Genomic DNA, 22,437 nt, shown 5'->3' on the forward strand with positions numbered 1-22,437 from the left:
AGGCAAATTCGCATATCAGCAAATTTGCCTTTTTATTTTTTTAACCCTTGATGATTAATTTTAAGAAAAGTTTAATACCCTATCACGTAACAAAATGAGAAAAACAACAACTATTTAACTATAAAATTTAACGTAATGAGAAAAACAGCACTTAGCTTAGGCCTTTTTGCCGCTTTTTTAGCGAATGCCCAGTCTATAAAGACTACCATTGATCTCGTCAATGTAAAAGATGATAAAGTAGCCGTTACCATGGAATTTCCAAAAATGAAATCCGGTGATGTAAAGTTTCATTTTCCAAAGACCGTTCCCGGTACGTATTCTGAAGATGATTACGGAAGATTTATAGAGGGTATCAAATTTTACGATAATAAAGGAAGGGAACTTACTTATTCTAAAGTGAACGATAATACTTATTCATTAAAGAACGCTCAAAATTTAAATAAAATCACGTATCTGGTCAATGACAGCTTTGATGATGAAATGGATACCTCAAAGCATAAAGCTGTATTTTCACCGTCAGGAACTGATATCGAACAGGGAAAAATCTTTATGGTCAATACGCATGGCTTTATTGGATATATTGATAATATGCAGGATGTTCCTTATCAGCTGGTGATCCAAAAACCCACCGATTTTTATGGAACTACCGCTTTGGTAGATCAGGATAAGTCTGAAGCTACCGATACTTTTACGTTGGCCAATTATGCTAAAGTTACGGACTCTCCCCTTATGTATACCAAACCGGATTACATTACCTTCAATGCCGGTGGAATGGAGCTTGTACTGGGAGTATATTCTCCAACAGGAAAATATAAAGCTGCCGATTTTAAGGAAAATCTGGAAAAAATGGTCATTGCCCAGAAGAAATTCCTGGGAGATATGAACACGAATAAAAAGTACGCTATCATGCTTTATCTTTCCGGAGGTGACGGACCGAAAATTAAAGGATTCGGAGCTCTGGAACACCATGAATCAACGAGTGTAGTACTTCCTGAAATGATGCCGAAAGATGCCATCGACAAAACCATTACCGATGTAGTTTCTCATGAGTTCTTCCATACCGTGAATCCTTTGAAAACCCATTCTGAGGAAATTCACTATTTCAATTATGCAGATCCTAAAATGTCTCAGCATCTGTGGATGTATGAAGGAGGTACGGAATATTTTGCCAATTTATTCCAGATCCAGGAAGGACTGATTACAAAAGATGAGTTTTTACAGAGAATTAACGAAAAAATCACCAATTCAAAGAATTATGATGACACCATGCCGTTTACGGTTATGAGTAAAAATGTACTGAAAGCGCCTTATAAGGATCAGTATAGAAATGTTTATGAGAAAGGAGCCCTTCTGGCCATGTGTCTGGATATTGAGCTGAGAAAGCTTTCCAATGGAGAGATGGGCTACCGTGATATGATCAGAAAATTATCTCAGAGATTCGGAGAGAATAAGCCTTTCAAAGATGATAAATTAATTGACGAACTGGTAACGGTAACCGGATATCCTCAGGTGAAAGATTTTTATAATAAATACATCGCAGGCAACCAGCCGACCCCTTATGCTGAATATCTAAGTCAGGTAGGTGTAGAATTACAGAAACAAGAGACCCCTCCGATTTTCTGGTTCGTGAAAGATCCTAACCAGACGGGATATGATGAGAAAAACAATGCTTTTGTATTTGATGAAAGCTCCGCCCTATCTCCTTTTGCTAAAAGTATCGGATTCAAAATCACTGACCAGGTTCTTGCATTAGACGGAAAAACAATTAACGTTCAGAATATGCAGGATTTCATTAATTATGCTAAAACAATCAAGGAAGGACAAAATGTTACCGTGACTGTTTTACGAGGTAATGGCGAAAAGAAAGAGAAAGTAGAATTGAAAGGAAAAGCAATTCTTGATAAACTGACAATGGAAATGCTTAAATTCAAAGCCAACCCTAGTCCGGCAGAACTGAAACTGCAAAGCCAATGGCTAACAGGTAAAAAATAAATAGAAAAGCGAGGGATATTTCCTCGCTTTTTTTGTTATAAAGAATTTAAAAACTTAATCAATAATTAGGTCATAAGTTCATCTATTCCTTTCTCCCTAATGAACATAAGGGCATTTACTATTTCCGCACTTCTTACTTAAAAAAATAATTTATACCTAACTGGAAATTAGTATTTTTTGAAGTTTCTCCACCTCCATTTTTAACAATATCTGTTAAACCGGCAGTATAACGGGCATTGATGCCTAATTTGGAAGTAAATTTGTATCCTAAGCCGATCCCCAGTCCAAAATTAAAAGTTTTTAATGAATCTTTATTACTCGCCTCATAAGAATTACCATTAATATCTCCTTTAGCCTGGGCATTGACCAGAAATCCAAATTCAGGACCCGCTTCCAGATAAAACTCAGGAGTGGCATTGTACTGAACCATTACAGGAACATTGATATAACTAAGGGTCTGTTTCATATTCGTTATGGTATACCCCGCAAAGTTATAATCATCTTTTGCCTTTGCTCCCTGTTGGCTGTACACAACCTCCGGCTGAATACTGAATGCCTCAGAAATTGGAACATTTACCAAGGCTCCGGCATAAAATCCAAACTTTGATTGGGTGTCATCTCCTGTTATGCTTGAAAGGTTACCTCCGGCTTTAATACCAAATTTCGGTCCCTCTGTAGATTGAGCGAATGCCATAGTTCCTATAGCTATGCATAAGCTTAGTAATTGTTTTTTCATATCATATGTTTTTTATAAATTGTATTTTAATAAAGTATCAGATCAAACATTCCCGGTGACATAATATTCTTTAGAGAATCATTATACTCCATACTTTTACTTCTAAAATGTATCTGCACGTTTTATCATTAATTTTTCGTCTTTCCTGAGAAACAATATCCAGATCCAGGCAACCAATCCCAATATAAAAGAAATAATAATATTCACATAAAATACTTCTTTTACGGTTTCATTTGTTTGAAACTCCAGAATTGCCTGCTTTAAAGTAGAACCTTCTTTTATTAATAAAGCAAGTACTGTCATAACATTTGCCATAATGACGCTTGCAATGTTTGTCAGAAAAATGATATACTTTTTTAATGCACCTTCACGCCCTTTTAAAAAGCCATATCCTATAAAAGCAGAAAAAGCAACAATAAGGGCCATTGCGGAGGCAATTCTTCCTAAATATACGGCAGATAAAACCCAAAGTATAATTCCTGGAATTGAAAATATTACGGCACCTAAAAATCCTGTCAGATAATTTTTCTCCTTTGAAATTCGTAGTTTTTCAATTTCGTAGAATTTATTGTTTGTTTCGTGAAAACAAGTGTCACAAAGTAATATTCCATTATCATTTAAGTTGTAATAGTTGACTTTTTGATTTGTTCCACAGCTATGACATTTGTATTGCTCAGGTATATTGAGTTTTTTGAAAAGATCAACTAAAAAGTCAAACAAAGAATAAACAGTCTTAAGCTTAGTATAAATAAAGCTTTCTGCAAACCGAAAGAAAATACCGGTATCTCCAATTTCAAAACTTGTAAATTTTAACCTCTTTTTGTTAGTGACCAGTTCTGTATTGATCTGCAGCCTTTGTTCTTCTGTTAGGTTACCGGTTGTCACGGTTACAAATTTGTATTGAGGGTTGCTTATTAAACTTGCGTCTGAAACGTTGAAAAAGTACCCTTTGTAAAGTCCGAATACACCATCCTCTGTTTTATACCAGCCAAGGTCTTCAGCTATTTTTTTTGCTTTTGGAAAAATCATTTGTGTTTATTTTGTTTTCGTTATTCTGGAAAAACTGGTGGCATGTTTTTATACTGCCTAAAATAATGATTATTTACAAATATTACGAAACCAATATATTGAAAATGTATTCTCTTCATATTTGTTTTTAGATCGTTGTTGAAAACAGGAGTACTTGTATCCATGATTCTCTACAGCACTTTATAATTAGTCACTATTTCTCACCCTTTTAAATATAAATTCTTTGTTAGTTTTAATTATTACTAGTGTATCACTATTTGCTCTCTTAATAATTTTAAAAGGAAGATTAACTTCTCTCCAATAAATTGAAAACTCATCATTAACCAAGCTTCCTGGTATTAAAAGTTTTCTTTCATTCAAATCTTTTGTGTAATAGATAAAATCATACTCTTTTTCTATATAACTTTTTTTATCAATACTAAAAACATAACCTATATTAAAACTTCCTTCTCCGTCAACATTTGTGTTAAATGGGTAATCATTAAAATCAAGAAGATCTTTACCATTTTTATCCTTACAACTTAAAGTAGTGAAAAAGGAAAATATTATCATTAAAACTGTACGATAATTCATACGCTATTGTAAGGTTAATATAATTATTCTACCCAATATATTTATACTAAAAGAAGAGGTCTTCAATTTTTCATTATTAATCAACAAATTTTGACATTAAAACTATTCTTTTATAAATTTCATAAGCTCTGGAGGTATTGGAGGAAATTTATTTTTATCTTTAATAAAAGTTCCTTTTTTCCCTTCCATAATAAATACACTGGTCTCTTGATAATCTACATTATAAAACCATATTTGATCTTTATTATCAATGTAAATAGCCCATTTCATGTTATTACTAATTGAAGTATTAATATTTCTCTGATATAATATATTATTATAATAATCACAAATTCCATAGACAATAGTATTATCTTTAAATTCTTTTACAATAATACTTATGTTCCTAAAGTAATATATACCTGGCGAATTTATAAATGTATTTGTCTTAACAAATGTTGCTCTATTCTTATCATTTCTAGTAACATTAGAATTTTTATTACAATTAATAAGAAGAAATAACACTATAATTATCGTAATCTTTCCCATTCTTTACTTTTTATTATAAATAACTAAAATACTGAGTTCCATGTAGCATACCATAACCAGTATTATATGTATTATCTATTATTGTTTGTGCCTTGACCAAGAGCGGCTCCAGCGAACCCTCCTTCCACTACAGAAGTTCAGGTGTTTTTCCAATCTCATTTTACAGTATTCCAATTCCATGATTGCCTGAACTCCACTTAAATAAGTTCCTACTACGACTCCTATAAACCACCATCAGAACTTTCTTCCATTCAGGGATGGAATTATTAATTATTTATTGGCATCATTCTGCGAGATGTTCAAAAATAAACTGTCCTCTATTATAGGTTGTGCTATAAATTTCGCCTTTCCAAAATTTAGTTTTGAAAATCTTCTTAAGTATTCTCCTTCAGGATAATTCCCTTTTAATACTTTATCATAAGGATAATAGTTTTGTTTAAATTTTGAAGAATATTTAAGTATTGGGGGAGATTGTTTGATGATTAACTTATATTTTACGCTCAATTTTCCATTGCTTTTTAGATAAAATACAGACTCCCCATCACCAGGCATTACTTGATTTATTAAATCAGCCATTCCTCTCTCTGATAAATTGAAGTTTCTAATACTATCTAATGTTTTTTGATAAAATTTTGAAAAATTGATTATCCTTTATTGTTGCATAAACTGTAATAGGATAAGAACCTTCCATATTACCTTGTGTAGAAATATCTTTAAAGTTCTTATCTCCAACTTCAAGTGTATTGGGTGTTAGAAATATAATATCCTTCTCAGTGTCATTTTCAAATATAAGAGACAGTTCATTATCATTTCTAATATATTTTAGACTAAATGAATTTTTCTCTTTTTGCTCACAAGAAATAAAAAGACAAAATATTGTTACTATTATAGAATTTCTCATTTAATGTACTCTTTAAATATTTTTTTATATTCAATTGTAATGAATCCGTCTCAGTTGTGAGACGGATTCATTCAAGTTATAATGTTATTATTTTAGTAATTTGTATCCTTTTCAGAAACTTTTATAAATAAGCTATCTTCTATTACTGGTTGTAATACAAATTTTGCTTTACCAAAATTAAGCTTAGAAAATTTCGTTATATAATCTCTTTCTAAATAATTCTCTTGTATTCCTCTTTTGTAGGGATGATAAATTTGTTTGTACTTAGAAGGAATAGCTGTTCTTAGGATATTTAGTTTGTAAAATACCTTTAAAGAACTGTCTTTTTTCAGGTAAAATACAGAATGTCCGTCGGAAGGACGTTTTAAATCAATAAGAATCTGCATATTTTCATTTATCAATGCTTTTATATAAAGACTATCTACTATTTTTTGATAATACTTATCTTGTTTGTCGGTATTTATTATAGCATATACATTTTGAGAGTCTTTATTTTTAACGTTCTCAAACCCTATCATATTAGGTGCTAAAAATACGATGTCGGTGTTGGTATTATTCTTAAAATTAAGCACAATATTTTTATTATCCTTTATGTAGGATAAATTAAAAGTATCTGTTTTCTTCTTTTCACAGGAAAAAAGAAGAAAGTAAGAAAAAACCAGAAAAATTATTATGTTTTTCATTTTAAAGTGCTTTTTAAATAATTATTAAATATTGGTCTTATTTTTTGTATAAGTGGTTTTAAGCTATCATCAGTAGTTACATAGTTGAATAATGACTGCATGCTTAAATTCAATTTTTGCCATCCTCTGAATCGTACATATTGCTGCTCCCACTGTCCAGTAAAATATTCATGTACACTGTCTTTTCTATTCAGCCACCCACCCTGCTGATCAAAAAGGCGTGCATTATTTAAAATAGAATGGAAAATCTCGTGTCCCATTGTTAAGTCTAATTGCTCTAAACTTATAAATGCTCCTTTTGGTAAGTATATCCTTTGCCAGACAATAACATCATTATGAGTAACGATTTCTGTTAATCCCCAAACTTTATTATCTCCATTGACTAAAAGATTTCTATTACTACTACCTCCAAATGAATAGCCTTGTCCTCGTAGATATGGGCTTAAATCACTTGTTTCATCTACAAAATGCCAACTACCCCGAATAAATTGATTTTCATAATGAGCATTGGCAACTTTTAATACTGTATCACGGCTAAACTCAGCTTCAGTTCCACCAATTAAAGTATTTTCATCACTAACAAGCATTTCACTTATACTGTATTTATATCCTGCAAAATCCAGATCAGTAGATGTCATTCTATTCCCCGATAAATTAAATGAATAATTTATTCCTGCGAATCCTGTTAATGCACTTTTAAAAATGTTTTGTCCATTGGCGAGTCCATTAAATATACTTCCAACAGCTCCCACTACGGAATTTTGAATAAATTTTGTTCCGTATACACTAATATTGCTTATCCCTTGACCAAGTGCGGCTCCAGCGAATGCTCCTCCAATTACAGAGGTCCAGGTGTTTTGCCAATCCCATTTTACAGGATTCCAATTTCCATGATTGGCTTGAACTCCACTTAAATAGCTTCCTACTATAGCCCCAATAAGCCACCCTAAGAACTCTCCACTTGGGTCATTATACATGAGTGGATTGTTCATCACATACCCATACTTATTATAGTTTTGGGTATTCATAGGGTCCTGTATGTTTTCATCAGCATTTAAGAACCTTCTAAGTAGCGGGTCATATAACCTGCCATTCATGTGAATAATTCCTACCTCAGCAAAATGTTCATGACTGGTATAGCCCCTGTCTATTAATAACGCGGAATTATCAATCTTGTTTTTATCCATGATCACTTCTCCGTGATTTCCAAATGATAAGGCTACCAAGCTGCCCCATGCATCATAATGTCTTTGCTCTAGCTTGTTTCCTGCTTCATCGCTGATGGCAAGAATACTTCCTATATAGTCTTTGTGAAGAAACTTATAAGAACCAACAGTCTGATCAAAGTCTTTCAAATATACAATATTGGATTCATAAGGATTGCCTCCGATGTATAAAATATGTTTCTCCCTGGCTGTTTTATTGTCTTTTACTACTTCAAAGCTACCATCTTCATTATAAAATTTTGTGAATTTACCTTCTCCCTTAGTATCGAAATTACCACCATAACTAACCTTCTGTCTCATATCTGAAAACCCATACTGAAAGGCAACATCTCCTTTCGCTCCATCAATGAATACCGGGTCATTATTCTCATTATAAACAACAGTTTGGATTAAATCACCATTATAATTTTGTATTCCGGCAGCGTTGAGTGTCATCCCGGTAGGTTGGTAGATTTTAGCAGAATTTTCATACTTCATTGTTCCTACCTGATCATTTTCTATAATTCGTCCTTTTTTATCATATCCATTTCTCTTATCAGTTGGTTTAATTCCTGTTACCGGATCAGTCCAGTTGATAAGCCGGTTATTACTATCATAATCAAAAGATTCTGCAATATCGAAATCTCCTCTTGTCTTTCTTGTTTTGAGCTCATTCCTTATCGCATCAAACGAATAGGATACATCAAGAATGTCTGTCATTGCCTGTGAAGAATGATTGACGTTTGTCAGAAGGCCATTGGCGTCATAGGTATTATTTACGGCTGTTGCACCTAATATTTCTTTTAATAGCAACCCTTTGGCGTTAACATCTTTCAATTCCCATAAGATCTTCCCGGAATTTTTATCTTTGATTTGATAAAGCTGACCGTTCCATGGGTTGTATACGTTTTCTACCGTAACTTTAGTTAAAACTCCCGAAGATTGTAATTCTTTTTCATAAGAAACCACTCTTCCTTTATCATCGTAGGCGATACCTTTCTGCGTGTAGGTTTTTCCATAGCTGCTTTCTGCGGAAGATAATAGCCTTCCCTGCGGATCATAGGTGAACGTGGTGTTAAATGTTTGCCCATTTATTATAACTGCTTTTCCAGAAAGCATACCTTTATTAGTATAGCCGAAAGAAATCTTTTTATTGGTGGTTTGCCCACCATCGATTGTAGAAAATTCTTTTTGGGAAGCTAACTGTCCCAGACTATTATAGGTATATTCTTTTGTTCCTTTCGGGCTGATGGTCCTTTTAGGTTGGCCGAGTCCATTATATTCATATTTATAGATCCCATTAGATGGGTCATTAAATTCTGATTTTCTTCCCCATGAATCATATTTAGTTCTCACTATATTATCTTCGTAACTGGCCATTATTTGTTGTCCAGCAGCGTTATAATTGAATTTAAGAGTTCCTCCGCTATCTTTTGAAGAAATAATATTTCCTAACGCATCAGCAGTTTTGGATGTTGTTCTTCCATAGTCTGCAGGACTTGACTCTTTTACTGTGGTTGTCAACCCTGAAACAGTGGTTTCCGTTTGCTTACCGTTAAACAAAGTGGCTGTTACTTTTGCCGGATATACAGAGTCATCGTAGGCAATGATATTCCACTGGCTGGCGCTTTGTCCCTCAAAATAAGGTTCAGATTCCTTAATTTTTCTGCCTAATACATCATAAAGGGTTTCTTTAGATACGAATTGTCCCTGTCCAAAAGCTTTAGTTGAAGTCTTGTATTCCTGTCCTAATTTATTGGTGAAAATCTTTGAAACATTACCATCCGGATCGCTCTGAATAATCGTTATATTGGCATCAGAGTCCCTTTCATAGTTATAAGTGGTTGTTCCATCTAAATTGGTTGTGGAAGTTAATAATTTGCCCCAACCGTCATAGGTATTGGTGAGGGTATTGCCTAACGGATCTGTTTTAGTTATTATTTGCCCCCAATCGTTATAAGTAGTCTCTATTTGTAATCCTAAATTATCGGTTTGTTTTATTATAAATCTGCCTTTAGAATCATACTCAAAACCTGATGTTATGGTTTGTGGATCTATGCTATTACTTGATACTTTCTGAGTGAGATTTCCGAAACCATCATAGCTGTAAGTATCCAATATATGGCCTGTATTATTTTCATTCCATTTTTTTATGGTTTTTATACGGTTATTTTCATAGGTATATTCTTCTTTACCTGATTTGGTATCACCATATGCCTTAATAACCTCAGTTTTTGATTTTGATCGTCCTACATAATAATCAGCGCCAAGACCAGAAGGATTGTTATTATATTCAAAAGTAGAGGTCGTTACAGAAAGACTGGAATTGATCTTCGAGACACTTTGTGTCGGAAGATAATACTCTCCGTATGTAATGGCACTCTCGGCAATAGCACCTGTTAAGAAATTCTTTGCTTTGCTTGTTTTTGGAACAATGGCTGTTACCACTTTAGCTTTTTCTGCATCAGGAACGGTTGTTACAATCTGGCTGTTCAGAAGCTTATCAGTTTGATAAGTTGTAGACTTGAAGCTTAATAGTTCGGTATTATTTTCAGAAATATCTGCCGGGAATATTTTAGTCTCGTCGTTAGTTCTGATGGACCACTCTTTAACCGGTACTCCTTCATTCCAAGGATCGACTTCAGTTCCAGACCATATGATTGTATTCTCAAAGCCAGACCCATACCATGAAGAGCTTGCCAGCTGTCTGAAACCGATTGTCTTCTTATTGTGCAGATTTATAATAAGCCCACGATAGCGGAATTTTTTAAATCTACTATTGTTAGAAATCGCTGAAACTAGTTGTGAATTTACGTCTCCCAGTTCCATTAATGGATATTGTTCATTTTTTACTGGCTTATAATAGGGATTTGTGCCACCATAGGTGATTAAATTTGTTACTTCTCCCTGTACAATCTTGTTAATTGATGAGTTTGGAAGATTAGAATAATGCAAAAAATTAGTTACTCTACCAAGATTTTGATTATAAGTAGGAGTATAAATATGTAATTCATTCTGTCTTAATCCTAAAATATCTCTAAAAATATATGGGGCATCATAGGTATTAGTAACTGGCGGGATAAAACCAAATTGAATTCTCCCATTCAAATACCCTTGGTTTTCATTAACTTTTATTGTAAGTGAGGTATTTGCAGAAGTAGGTGTCGTAATACTATAGCTGGTACTAAAATCTATAATATCAGACTTCCCATCTGCGTTAATGTCTAAAACTTTGGCCGTATAATAATAACCGTTTTTATCACTTGTATTGCTTTCAGTTCCATTAAAATCATTAAAATACGGTATTTCTAAGAAGCTTTTCCCCGTATTTAGGTTTATAATGTAATGATTATTGATGTTTGTACGAACAAATAAATCTGATATCCCATCCCCATTGAAATCACCCATCTGTACCTCTGAAGAAAGGCCAGAATACCTTCCAGAAAATACTTCAGATAAGCCATAATTTCCTTGGTCGTTTTTTTTCAGGTTATAGGCCTGTAACATGTTTCCTGGTACTGACTCTCCATTTATAGTAGTATTTGAGTAAAAATTAGATCTCCCAATATCATCAATTCCATCTCCATTAAAATCGCCAAAAAGAAGATTTTCATTTTTATAAAATTCAAATTGGAAAAAAGGAAAGGAGCTGTCTTGCTGCTTGACCACAATATATTTATTCTCCTCATAAGTTGTTATCTCACACTCATCCTCTTGTGGTATTTGACCCTCCACATGTGGACATGTTTTATCCCTAATAGAATTATTTTTTGCTATTAAAACTTCTGGTATACCATCTCCTTCGATATCATAGGGGATAAGTTTCACTATATTACTTGTTTTTTGATGTGAATAGTAAATATCAGGAGGGAAATTACTTTCACTTTCATCCCATTGATTACGTGCAATAACTTTTGTTCCTACTAAATATAACGCGTTAGGAAAAGAGCCAGTTGAATAATTAATACGTTTTGTTAAATCAATAAGATAATAGTTAAGGGTTAAGTCTTTTGTTGTTGGATTTATCGAATAAGAAACAAACCCTTGTTTACTGCTGACAAAATTATTGGCATCTTTGATATTTATTGAAACCGCACCCTTATAAACATTCTCTGGACCTAAATAATAACCGGGTTCGTTACCCCCATAATGTAAATAATAACCCTCTGGATTACCTGCTGATACTTTTTTATATATAATAAAATCCGTAGCATGAGTTCCACGAAAATCCCCACTCAAAGTAAGCTCATAGAAATTTGTCCAACCTCCAGTATTAACATGGGTATAATTGGGGTTATTCTCAGTCCGAAAAAATTCAATTGGGTTTGCCGGCTGATTTTCTGAATTATATTCTTGTATTTTTTCTACAAATTGATATTTTGTATCATCTGATTTATATATTATATCATATTTTCTATACTGAAAGGTATTAGTATTTACCACAATATTGTTTAACAGCTTATCTTGAATAAAGGATATACCATTCATATAAGATTGTTCTGTAAGACCCCGTGTGACATTTACATTATAATTGAACACAATTTCATTAAAATGTGTCTTCCCTAAAGGTTCATTTCCTCCCCATTTAATGGAAGAAATTACCGCGACATTAGTTCCTGTGTCTTGTGTATAATTATAAGTGATATAATTTCCTTGTGAATCCTTCGATTTCACAATATTATATTCCAAAGGGGTTCTGGCGTCACTATTACCTGAACTTGTTGCCCCATACCAAGCTTGTGATCCATCAGGGGATGTAACTTCCCAATATTCGGGGCCCTGCCACGACTGTCCTGAAACCGATCCCACAGACTTAATCTTTACATTAGAATATTTCTCCGTTACATATTCTGCACCATCCTTTCCATATTCTCCGGATTTTAAAATGAGCCTTTGACCGTTAAAGCTATAATAATCGGTATAATCTAACTGAACACCTTTCACTTCTCCATCTTTTTCTATATTCTTCCCTGTTCTTGAAATTGAACTAGTGGCAGAGATATTCCAGCCATAGCCTGCAATTCCATTGGATGCGCCGTTGTTATAGACAAGATTCACCTGCGGTGCTACGCTTTTTATACCCGGCGGTAGAGCGATGGGTAATGTAAACTGAAGCTGCCCGGCTCCATTGACGTCAATATTTCCCTTGGTATCATGAAATTTTTGTATCGGTGTTGTTTGTGCAAAACACATCATGGAGATGAAGAACAGCACAAAGCACGAAAAGAATCTCTTTTTATTGTTATTGTATTTCATGGCATTATCTTTTAGTGATGTTTTTACTGAAAGCTCTTCCGTCTTTTAGCGTAAAGCGCAGTACATATACTCCCCAGTCATAACCAGTCATATTGATTTTCAATTGCTTGTTAAGGTCAGGTAAATTCTGCTGCTGGAATTTCCAATGGACTGTACTGTGCTGGTATAATGAGACGGATTCTATCAGTCCGTCCACTTCCTCCGTCCAGTCAATAGTTAAGATATCGCTGACCGGAACAGGATACAGTCGTATCTGTTTCCAGAATGTTTTTTCATCCATCAGCTGTGGCCCAGCTAATGCAGCGGTTTTAGATTGTTCAGCAGCCTGTTTGGCAGCGGAGTCGGGACTCCGGTACCGTTGGTTCCCGGCTTCGTCATATTTGAAGTAAACTTCGGTGACCTGGGCATACGACAACCCCAGGGAAGCGCATAAGAGTGATGCGCTTAAATAAATCTTTTTCATTGTGTTGTGGTTTGTGTGAATGTAAAAAGTAGATATAAATCTCTATAAAGAGAATGATTATTTATACTGTTTTGTCGCAGGAATATTTTCGAGAAAACAATTATCCAAATGTGATCAGGCCAAGAACTGATAATGTTTTTTTCATAATTTTTGTGTTTTATACGTTATTTTGTGAAAGAGTATTCTATGTTTTGTTGTGTACAGATACAAAAAATAAATCGCTGTACTTTATCTGGAACAAAAATGCATTTGATTCTTTTAGTCTGCAAGAAAAGCATATCTGAATTTATAAATTCAGGGATAATAATATATTGAATTTATAAATTCATATAGAATAATTACGATTCAAAATATTGATTTATAACTTACTAACAATAAATATTCATTTTATAGTGAAAAAATAGTATTAAAAAGATGTATTTTTGTATATCGAAACACAATATGCAAAGAAAATTCCTTATTTATTTGTTGGCCCTTTGTCAGAATTTATATTTTTCCCAAAATATAAAAGGATTTCGTATTCCAGACTCTTTAAAAAACAGAAGTTTTGAACAATTAGAAAAATCTTTTAATAAAACACTCTATTCCAATAAAACTAAAGCTAAAGTTTATGCTAATACTATAATTTTAAAGGCTAAAAAAAATAAAAATAATGAGAAAATTGCTGATGGATATGAGTCTTTATATAAAATAAGCAGTGATGCGCAGACTCTTTTATTTGTAGACAGTATGATTACTGTATCCAAGAAAATGCAAAATCATAAATATTTATCAGAAGCTTATCGGTACAAAGGTGTTTATTATTATTACGCTGCTGATTATGCTAAATCATTAGATAATTACTTAATCGCCAGAGGTTATGCTAAAAGAGAAGGTGAAGTTTACAATAATATCAATTCCTGCATAGGTCTACTAAAGCTTGAATTGCAGGATTATCCCGAAGCTTTAAATTTATTATTAGGTTATAAAAATTATTTAGAAAAGAATAATCTCACAAGTCATATCAATTATGAGAAGTGCTTATATAATTTGGCATATGCATATCATGTAAGTAATCAATTAGATTCTTCAAATTACTATGCCCAACGTGGACTTGAAAAGAATTTGAAAAGCAAAGATCAGGATCTATATGCCTCCTTATCATTAGTTTCAGGTATTAACACTTTCAAGCAAAGAAACTATAAACTCGCTTTACCAATTCTGGATAGAGCTTCCTATCTTTTTACAAAAAACCCAGACAATATTCAAAATATAGCTCTAAGTGAATATTATATAGGAAAAATTTTATATAATATGAACAATAAAAAGTTTATAAATAGATTTGAAAAGGTAGACTCTATTATTACTACAAGTAAAAATGTTTCTTATGAGCTACGAAATACTTATCCATTTTTAATTGATTATTACAAAAAAACAGGAAATAAGGAAAAACAATTATTTTATATAGAGCATCTCTTGTTTGTAGATAGTATTTTAACTAAAAACTATAGCTTTTTATCAACAGAAATCAATAAAAAATATGATACACCTCTTCTGTTAAATGAAAAAGAGATTTTGATTGCAGACTTAAATTCTAAGAACTATACCTTATTTTGGCTATTGGGTGCAGGTGGTTTGCTTATAGCTAGTTTGTTTGTTTTACAAATAAGAAATAGGAAAAAAATAAAATTATATCAATCTAAAGCCAATTTGCTAACTGAAAAACCAGATATAAAAGAAGCTATTTCAGAAGTTGATGAGCCATATAACAAAGTACCTTATCCTTCACTAAAACAAAAGAATGAAAAATCTAAATTGTTGAATCTATCTGATAGTAAAATCAAACAGCTTAGAATACAGCTAGAAGAATTTGAGAGCAATAAACGCTTTTTAGATAAAACAATCAATCTAGATTTATTATCAAAAGAGCTTAATACAAACAGAGCTTATTTATCAAAATTGGTCAATGAATTGAAAGGGCAAAATTTTCCTCAGTATCTTAATGAATTAAGAATTAATTACATTATTGAAGAATTAAAGAAAAATAAAAATTTACAAAAATTTACGATAGCTGCTATTGCGGATGAAGCAGGATACAATAATGTGGAGTCTTTTACTAATGCATTTAAAAAAATTACAAATACGCTACCTTCCTATTTTATAAAAGCCTTAAAAGAAGAAGAAGAAGACACATGATTTTCTTCCTTGGCGGACACGGTGGACGTGACCAGCTTCTAAAACAAAAATATTCAAATTTAGCTGATGTTTTCTCTTTTGCTCTCTGGCAATTAGGTCATCCGGATTACCAGCCTAAAGAAAACATAAAAAAGTAACACCTTATTTTCCTTTCTAATCTTTTGATGGATACGTTTTCCGTACTCATCTTATTTTCATTCAGGGAATTTCAGGAAGATATAAATTCTCACCATGATTTGGCATATGATTTATACATTTCCAAGATATTTTCTTACGTTTTTTTTATAGTTATTCTAAAGGTACTACCCTTTCCCACTTCAGTCTGAGAGATTTTAATATCTCCGTTATGGTATTCATGGATTACTCTTCTTGCCAGCGATAATCCCAGTCCCCAACCTCTTTTTTTGGTAGAATAGCCCGGCTTAAAAGCATTTCTCGCCTGCTGTTTTGTCATTCCGCTTCCATTGTCTTTTACTTCCACAAGAATACTTTTATTTCTTTCAAAAACGGACATGGTAATAGATCCTTCCCCTTTCATCGCATCTACTGCATTTTTTACCAGATTTTCTATTACCCAGCTCATCAGGATCTTATTATGAGGAACCAGAACTGTATAATTTGGAAGCTGTAGGGTAAAATTAACCTTTCTGGAAATTCTGGTTTTTAAATAATCATAATTTACTTGAATTGTTTCATTGAAATTCATATCATTCAGCTCCGGCACAGAACCTATTTTTGAAAACCTTTCAGAGATCGTTCTCAGCCTTTCAATATCTTTTTCTATCTCGTGTACCCCTTCTGAATCCGGATTTTCCAGCTTCATGATCTCCATCCATCCAATCATAGATGATAAGGGAGTCCCGATCTGGTGAGCTGTTTCTTTGGCCAAACCTGCCCAAAGGTATCCTTCGTCTGTTTTCTTTATCGTCCTGAAAAACCAGAAAGAGAAACCGAAATACAAGAGTATAAATAATCCTAAAATATAAGGTGAATAACGAAGGTTATTAAGCAGTCGTGAATTGTCATAATAGACAAACTGGTTGTTTCCGTCAGGTACTTTAATTTCTATAGGATCATAGTTTTTCTCCATATTCCTGATGAGATCCTGCAGCTTTTCGGGATCTTTTATGGTATTTTCAGGGATATTCCTGTAATATCCCAAATCAAGGATGGCCCTTTTATTTTTATCGGTTACAATAAACGGAATGGTATTATTGATATTCAGAATCTCCGGTAAAAGGTCCAAAACATCGGTATCAGGAGTTTTCACTTCCTGCTGGATCCGTATGGCTTTAGACAGCAGGCTGATCCTTTTAATTTCTTCTTTTCGGAGGAAATTGATCAGTGATGTAGATGCTACTACAATGCCTACCACTAAGGCAGTCATTACAACAAAAATAATCCAGTTATTCAGTCTGGTTAATATGGATTTCCTCAAAGTTTTTTATTTTAAAACATTCAGAATTTTCTGCAGCTCTGTACTTCCACTCCCCTGATAGTTATTGATAATAATTGAAAACACGTATTTTTTTCCATCTTTAGCAGTATGATATCCTGCAAAGGATTTGGTGTCTCTCATGGTTCCGCTTTTCATTTTCATTCCATTCTCCTGAACCGGAAAACCGTCCTGATAAGCTTCAAACCAGGATTGCTTTTTAGCATATAGTAACGCTTGTACCTCTGCTTTTGCCGCCACGTAATTCTGAGGGGAAAGTCCACTGCCATCAGCAAAATTAATCATATTCGGATTAATTCCTTTTGACTTCCAGAATTCCTTCAGGTAGGCGACTCCACTTTTAAAGCTTGGGTTTCCTTTTTTCTCTTTTCCTAAGGTTTTAATTAAAGTTTCCCCATAAAGATTGACACTTTTTCTTAAAAACCAATACACAATTTTATCCAGCGTTGGAGATTGATAGGTCAGGATAATAGTATTCTTCGGGGCTTCCAAGGCCTTCTTTCCTTCTATTTCAAGTTGAGAATTAGTTATGGCTTTTCCTGAGATCTCAATTCCTGATTCTTTTAGCCATTGCTGTACTTCCACAGCCAGTTGTAAAGGAGGATTGGGTGTAGAACCGGAAACGGTGACCGTTTTTCCGCCCGGAAGCATACCGTTGATTAAGGCAACATCAGAATGAGGAGCTGTAAAGATCAGGCTCTGATCTGAGCTTCCTCCTGTTTTTAGATCATTCAGCCATTTTACACCTTCCAGAGGATAGGAAAAGTTTTTAAAATCTGTTCCGTTGATGTTGATATCAAACTGGTTTTCCCTCCAGTTGATCCCCCAGACTCCTGCTCCATAATAATTTCCAAGATCATCCCAGGGCCATCCTCCGGGAATCGTCTGATGGTCAAAATAAGAATCATCTATGACCAGATCACCGGATATTTTTGTAATTCCGGAATTTTTAATGGCTTCAATTAATTTCTTTTTAAAGCTTTCGGGTTTATAGGCATCATACCGCCAGCTTCCCAAAGTAGGATCACCATTGGAACTGATGAAAAGGTTTCCATTCAAATTTCCCCCGGATATACTTCCGGAATAACTGGAAGTAGTGGTATACGTATAATTTTTACCTAACGTTTCCAACGCGGCTCCTGCTGTAAAAATCTTCTGCGTAGAAGCTGTTGAAAGACCTTTATTTCCCTGATATTCATATATAAAATTCCCATTATCATCTGAGACATAAAATGACAGAGCGGAAGCAATGGTTCCTGAAGAATCCATAAGGTCTTTGGTAGCTTTATCTAGTTTCTGGGCTATATTCTGAGCAGAAATAACCTGTACAGAAAGGGTGAGAACTGCAAGTGTTTTTCTCATTGCATTGTTGTTTTTACTCTAAACTTTATTAAGATGTCTGAATCACCGGTATCAATCATATTATTGACTGACTGAACAGGACTAAAAACATTTTTATTCATTCAAATTCTAATCAAATATACTTAAAATAAAAGCTTCTCATATTCTTTGAGATCATGGTGCCCAAAAAGGATCTGATGGTCAGGTGACTTTTCAAATGACCGATCGTATTTAAAATATTTCTCATAATCATCTTCGTCTATAAAGATATCCATCTGGCAGGCTTTTATATAGTTTGCCTTTTCTCCATAATCTTCAATAAAAACTTCAGATTCAATCCACGGTTCCTGATGACAACGAAGGCAGGACCGTTGGTGAACAGCCTTATATCCGCATATCTCACAATGCTGTAAATTTTCAAATAATGCTGAAACAGTATTTTGCTTATCTGGTGGAAACACCTGTAACGGAATAGTTTTCATAAGCAGATAATAATTGGGTTCCTGCCAGGAAAAAGAAATACCTTCCGTCCCGTAAGTCGGTTCTTCTGTATACAAGCATAAGTTCTGAAGATCATATTCAATGTCAGCTCTTACAATATCCTTTATATTAAGCTGTATTTTATTGTTTGATCTGATATTCAGTTCTTCGTCAATTTCGATAACCGGCTTCTGGGTAAGGTAATGGCTCAGGCATAAAGTGGTTTCCCAGGAATTTATTGATCTTTTTTTTCCTTCACTTCCACAGATCTCGCAGGTTTCCATAGAAAGTGCGGTGTACTTTTCGGTAATATTTTTAATGACCGTATTAAGCTCCTTATCTTCAGAATAGGTGTAGCAACGGAGTTCTCCATATTTTTCTTTACCAAAAATATCTTTTTCAATATTCCAGCCTCCAATAGCAAATTCAAACAGCATTTGTTTGATCAGCGCATTCCACCCGGTGCTGTTCACCTCAAAATTTTTCAGATTACGTTCTATGAAAGCATTGATCACGTCCTGTTTCATGACAGTGTGCTTCCGGATTCTATTTCATAAGGTTCTTTATTTTTTTCAAAAATCCTGGTCAGCTCACTTCCTTCAACAGTAATGGAGTCTCCCGTTCTTCTGATCCAGTTTCCTTCTCTGAGTCCTACTACTTTACTATCATTCTGGGTAAGAAATTCTTTGATTCTGGTTTCTCTGGTTTCTCCATTGTGTTTCAAATCGGGATTCGGATCAAGATAATGAGGATTAATATTGAACGGTACAAGTCCCATGCAGTCAAAACTTGGCGGATAAACAATTGGCATATCATTGGTGGTTTTCATGTTTTGTCCACCAATATTACTTCCTGCACTGCACCCCAGATAAGCTTTACCACCTGTCACATTGTCCTTTAAAACAGACATCAGCCCTTCTTCATGCAGTGTTTTAACTAATAAAAATGTATTTCCGCCGCCTGTAAAATAACCTTTCGCCTGATGTAAGGCTTCAGCTTTATCTTCAAATTCATGAAGACCTTTTACTTTAATGCTGATGGTTTCAAAGAAGGAACGTGCTTTTGCAGTATACTCATCATGAGAAATACCACCGGGTCTTGCAAAAGGAATAAAAACAATTTCGTCAATTCCTTTATATAACTGGATTAATTCTTCTCTTAAATATTCCAGATATTCTCCACCAAAAATGGTGGATGTGGAAGCTAATATGATATTCATACAGGGAAAATATATTGATTATTAAAAAAATACTGAACTACAAAGATAAACTCAAACGGTAACGAATCAAAAATTAAACTAAAAAAAACATCAATCCCGTTAATATTTTCTAAAAAAACTTAAAGCTTCTAAAATTTGAATTTTTATGGAATTATTATTGAATTTCAGAAGTTAGAATTTTAAATATAAGATTATGAAAACGGTTAAAGTTAATATTAAAAATCTATTTTTAGGTTTAATTCTAGTAGGAGGTACTAGTTTAGTAAGTGCGCAAACCACTCAGACAGACAGCACGAAGAGTACTGCTAATACAGCTGCTGTGAGTCAATCGGGCAACTCTACTATTGAAGGTCTTAAAAAACAAATCGAAGCCAATCCAAAGGATACGGAATCGCTATCAAAACTGGCTGCAGCTTATCAGGATGCTTCAGACTGGACCAATGCGATTGATACCTGGAAAAAAGTATCTGCTTTGTTACCGGATTGGGCTCCGTCTTATTATAGCCAGGCATATGCCTATCAGTCTGCGAAAGATGATGCCAATGCAAAACTTGCTTATGAAAAGTATGTTGCTACGGTAAAACCTGAAGAAGTAGAGCAGAATAAGAAAAATCTGGCTTATGCCTATTTCTATATTGCTTTTGCAGAACAAAAAAGTGATCCTGGCAAAGCAAAAGAGCATATTGCTAAATCTTTACAGTATGATCCTACCAATCAGGATGCTATAAAACTTAGCAAGACTTTAAACTCATAAAAATAAGTAAAACCGGAAAATTTTCCGGTTTTATTATTTCTTGGCCTCTAATTTTTATTCTTTATTGTAATTGGAAACTATAAATTATCTCACCAGAATCGCCAATCCGTCATCTGAAATCTTGATTCTTGGCTCTTGATTCTTGATTCTTGGTTCTTGGCTCTTGGTTCTTGGTTCTTGATTCTTGGTTCTTTTCCCCCTAATCAATCCTTTTTCCAAAAAAATCTGTTTCGCCATGCAAATGCCGGATAATTTTTTCAATATTCCGCTGAATACCGGCTTCAGTTTTCAAATTATTGATATAGCGGATCAGTTCATGCCGTCTTGAAGGAATCAGTTTTTCAAAATTGGCTGTAGCCAGATTACTGTCCCTGATCGCCTGTTCCAACTGAGGATGGATGGCAATACTTCTGTCGGAATCATCATATTCTAATGTTACTTCAATGGTTTCACCTATCCTTTTCGGAGAATTTTTCAGCATGAGTAAATTCACATAGAGTCTCCATTCCCCTACATATTTCATTAGGTTCTGTTTAAACTCTTTACCGTTCACTGTTCCTTTTACCGGAATCGGACTTTTATTCCTTTCTGAATCCTCAAAAATCTGATCCAAAATCTCTTCAGGAACAAAAACGAAAGGATTAATCCCTATGATTTCCAGTGTTGCTGTAAAATGCTTGTTTTTCATGGACTAACAAATGTAGGATGATTTTGTAAAATGTACAATGTTATTTGTATAATGTATAGTGTATGGTGTTAGGCTGTGTAGATGATAAAATATTTCATCCGGCTTGTAAACTCTCCTTTTCAAATATAAGTTCTACATCCTATACTATATTCCCCTCAAACACTCCCACCCTTAAACTCATATCCCGAACCCCGGACCTCGTAACTCAAAATTCATATTCAGGAACTCAATTAATTCCCCTATCTTTGCAGAAGTAAATCTATTTAATTTAACGAAATGAAATTTTTTATTGACACAGCTAATTTAGAGCAAATCAAAGAAGCTAAAGATCTTGGTATTTTGGATGGTGTAACTACCAATCCTTCATTAATGGCTAAAGAAGGAATCCAGGGAGCTGAAGCAATCAAAAACCATTATAAAACGATCTGCGAACTTGTAGACGGAGATATTTCTGCAGAAGTACTTTCTACTACTTATGAAGAAATGATCAAAGAAGGAGACGAATTGGCTGCTATCCACCCAAATATCGTAGTAAAGATTCCAATGATCAAAGACGGTATTAAAGCGTTAAAATATTTTTCTGATAAAGGAATCAAGACTAACTGTACATTGATTTTTTCTGCAGGGCAGGCTCTTTTAGCCGCAAAAGCAGGAGCTACTTATGTTTCTCCATTCTTAGGAAGATTGGATGACATCTCTACAGATGGATTAAACCTTATCCAGGAGATCAGACTTATTTTTGATAATTATATGTTTGACACTGAAATCCTTGCAGCTTCTATCCGTCACTCAATGCATATCATTGACTGTGCTAAAATTGGAGCTGATGTAATTACTTCTCCACTTCCTCCGATCTTGAGCTTGTTAAAACACCCATTAACAGACAGCGGACTGGCTCAGTTTATTGCAGATTCTCAGAAATTAGCATAAAATTGACAACAATCTTAAATATAAAAAT

Annotated in this window: 19 protein-coding genes; 5 read left to right on the top strand and 14 right to left on the bottom strand. The window is 33.9% G+C overall.

Features of this window, described 5'->3' with window-relative positions; translation table 11 throughout:
- Positions 1–135: 135 nt before the first annotated feature.
- Positions 136–1,992, top strand: coding sequence for a PDZ domain-containing protein (locus MP477_RS02565; RefSeq protein ID WP_230035105.1), 1,857 nt, complete (start codon positions 136–138; stop codon positions 1,990–1,992).
- A gap of 133 nt (positions 1,993–2,125) precedes the next feature.
- On the opposite strand, the gene MP477_RS02570 is transcribed toward MP477_RS02565, so the two are convergent.
- The 9 genes from MP477_RS02570 to MP477_RS02610 all read right to left on the bottom strand — a co-directional run bounded on the left by MP477_RS02570 (position 2,126) and on the right by MP477_RS02610 (position 13,366).
- The gene (locus MP477_RS02570; RefSeq protein WP_257189021.1) at positions 2,126–2,728 is read right to left on the bottom strand and encodes a porin family protein; all 603 of its coding nucleotides are present in this window, start codon (positions 2,726–2,728) and stop codon (positions 2,126–2,128) included.
- Positions 2,729–2,830: 102 nt separating this feature from the next.
- Entirely contained in the window at positions 2,831–3,757 is a 927-nt protein-coding gene (locus MP477_RS02575; protein ID WP_257189022.1) for a hypothetical protein, read from the bottom strand.
- A 186-nt stretch (positions 3,758–3,943) separates the two neighbouring features.
- Positions 3,944–4,330: a hypothetical protein gene (locus MP477_RS02580; RefSeq protein WP_230035099.1), complete on the bottom strand. Its 387-nt coding sequence runs from the start codon at positions 4,328–4,330 to the stop codon at positions 3,944–3,946.
- Between the two features lie 102 nt (positions 4,331–4,432).
- Complete coding sequence (locus MP477_RS02585) at positions 4,433–4,858, bottom strand: hypothetical protein (protein ID WP_257189023.1); 426 nt, start codon at positions 4,856–4,858, stop codon at positions 4,433–4,435.
- Between the two features lie 270 nt (positions 4,859–5,128).
- Positions 5,129–5,434 carry a hypothetical protein gene (locus MP477_RS02590; RefSeq protein ID WP_257189024.1) on the bottom strand — a complete coding sequence of 102 codons (306 nt, stop codon included), beginning with the start codon at positions 5,432–5,434 and terminating at the stop codon, positions 5,129–5,131.
- A gap of 31 nt (positions 5,435–5,465) precedes the next feature.
- Positions 5,466–5,759, bottom strand: a complete 294-nt coding sequence (locus MP477_RS02595) for a hypothetical protein (RefSeq protein WP_257189025.1) — start codon at positions 5,757–5,759, stop codon at positions 5,466–5,468.
- 92 nt (positions 5,760–5,851) lie between these two features.
- The gene (locus tag MP477_RS02600; protein WP_257189026.1) at positions 5,852–6,442 is read right to left on the bottom strand and encodes a hypothetical protein; all 591 of its coding nucleotides are present in this window, start codon (positions 6,440–6,442) and stop codon (positions 5,852–5,854) included.
- The gene (locus tag MP477_RS02605; protein WP_257189027.1) at positions 6,439–12,903 is read right to left on the bottom strand and encodes an RHS repeat-associated core domain-containing protein; all 6,465 of its coding nucleotides are present in this window, start codon (positions 12,901–12,903) and stop codon (positions 6,439–6,441) included. Before MP477_RS02605 ends, MP477_RS02600 begins: the two co-directional genes overlap by 4 nt.
- A gap of 4 nt (positions 12,904–12,907) precedes the next feature.
- Positions 12,908–13,366, bottom strand: coding sequence for a T9SS type A sorting domain-containing protein (locus MP477_RS02610; protein WP_257189028.1), 459 nt, complete (start codon positions 13,364–13,366; stop codon positions 12,908–12,910).
- 441 nt (positions 13,367–13,807) lie between these two features.
- Here MP477_RS02610 and MP477_RS02615 point away from each other — a divergent pair, with 441 nt between their 5' ends.
- Entirely contained in the window at positions 13,808–15,541 is a 1,734-nt protein-coding gene (locus MP477_RS02615) for an AraC family transcriptional regulator (RefSeq protein WP_257189029.1), read from the top strand.
- Positions 15,538–15,678, top strand: coding sequence for a hypothetical protein (locus MP477_RS02620; RefSeq protein WP_257189030.1), 141 nt, complete (start codon positions 15,538–15,540; stop codon positions 15,676–15,678). Before MP477_RS02615 ends, MP477_RS02620 begins: the two co-directional genes overlap by 4 nt.
- A gap of 134 nt (positions 15,679–15,812) precedes the next feature.
- Here the strand turns inward: MP477_RS02620 and MP477_RS02625 are convergent, their stop codons facing one another.
- From MP477_RS02625 to pepE, 4 genes are all read right to left on the bottom strand, one after another.
- Complete coding sequence (locus tag MP477_RS02625; RefSeq protein ID WP_257189031.1) at positions 15,813–16,979, bottom strand: HAMP domain-containing sensor histidine kinase; 1,167 nt, start codon at positions 16,977–16,979, stop codon at positions 15,813–15,815.
- A 6-nt stretch (positions 16,980–16,985) separates the two neighbouring features.
- Positions 16,986–18,359 carry a D-alanyl-D-alanine carboxypeptidase/D-alanyl-D-alanine-endopeptidase gene (gene dacB, locus MP477_RS02630; protein ID WP_257189032.1) on the bottom strand — a complete coding sequence of 458 codons (1,374 nt, stop codon included), beginning with the start codon at positions 18,357–18,359 and terminating at the stop codon, positions 16,986–16,988.
- A 122-nt stretch (positions 18,360–18,481) separates the two neighbouring features.
- Positions 18,482–19,345 (bottom strand): hypothetical protein, encoded by an 864-nt coding sequence (locus tag MP477_RS02635; protein ID WP_257189033.1) that lies wholly within the window; start codon positions 19,343–19,345, stop codon positions 18,482–18,484.
- On the bottom strand, positions 19,342–20,037 hold the full coding sequence (gene pepE / locus MP477_RS02640; RefSeq protein WP_257189034.1) for a dipeptidase PepE: 696 nt from the start codon (positions 20,035–20,037) through the stop codon (positions 19,342–19,344). Before pepE ends, MP477_RS02635 begins: the two co-directional genes overlap by 4 nt.
- A 193-nt stretch (positions 20,038–20,230) precedes the next feature.
- Between pepE and MP477_RS02645 the strand changes: the two genes are divergently transcribed.
- A complete protein-coding gene (locus MP477_RS02645; RefSeq protein WP_257189035.1) occupies positions 20,231–20,791 on the top strand; it encodes a hypothetical protein in 561 nt (186 codons plus the stop codon).
- A gap of 199 nt (positions 20,792–20,990) precedes the next feature.
- Here MP477_RS02645 and MP477_RS02650 read toward each other — a convergent pair whose 3' ends face one another.
- Positions 20,991–21,479: a YdeI/OmpD-associated family protein gene (locus MP477_RS02650; RefSeq protein WP_257189036.1), complete on the bottom strand. Its 489-nt coding sequence runs from the start codon at positions 21,477–21,479 to the stop codon at positions 20,991–20,993.
- Between the two features lie 276 nt (positions 21,480–21,755).
- Here MP477_RS02650 and fsa point away from each other — a divergent pair, with 276 nt between their 5' ends.
- Entirely contained in the window at positions 21,756–22,409 is a 654-nt protein-coding gene (gene fsa, locus MP477_RS02655) for a fructose-6-phosphate aldolase (RefSeq protein WP_047491216.1), read from the top strand.
- Positions 22,410–22,437: the final 28 nt, after the last annotated feature.

Source organism: Chryseobacterium sp. WG23, from assembly GCF_024586575.1.
In the GTDB taxonomy this organism is placed as follows: Bacteria; Bacteroidota; Bacteroidia; order Flavobacteriales; family Weeksellaceae; genus Chryseobacterium.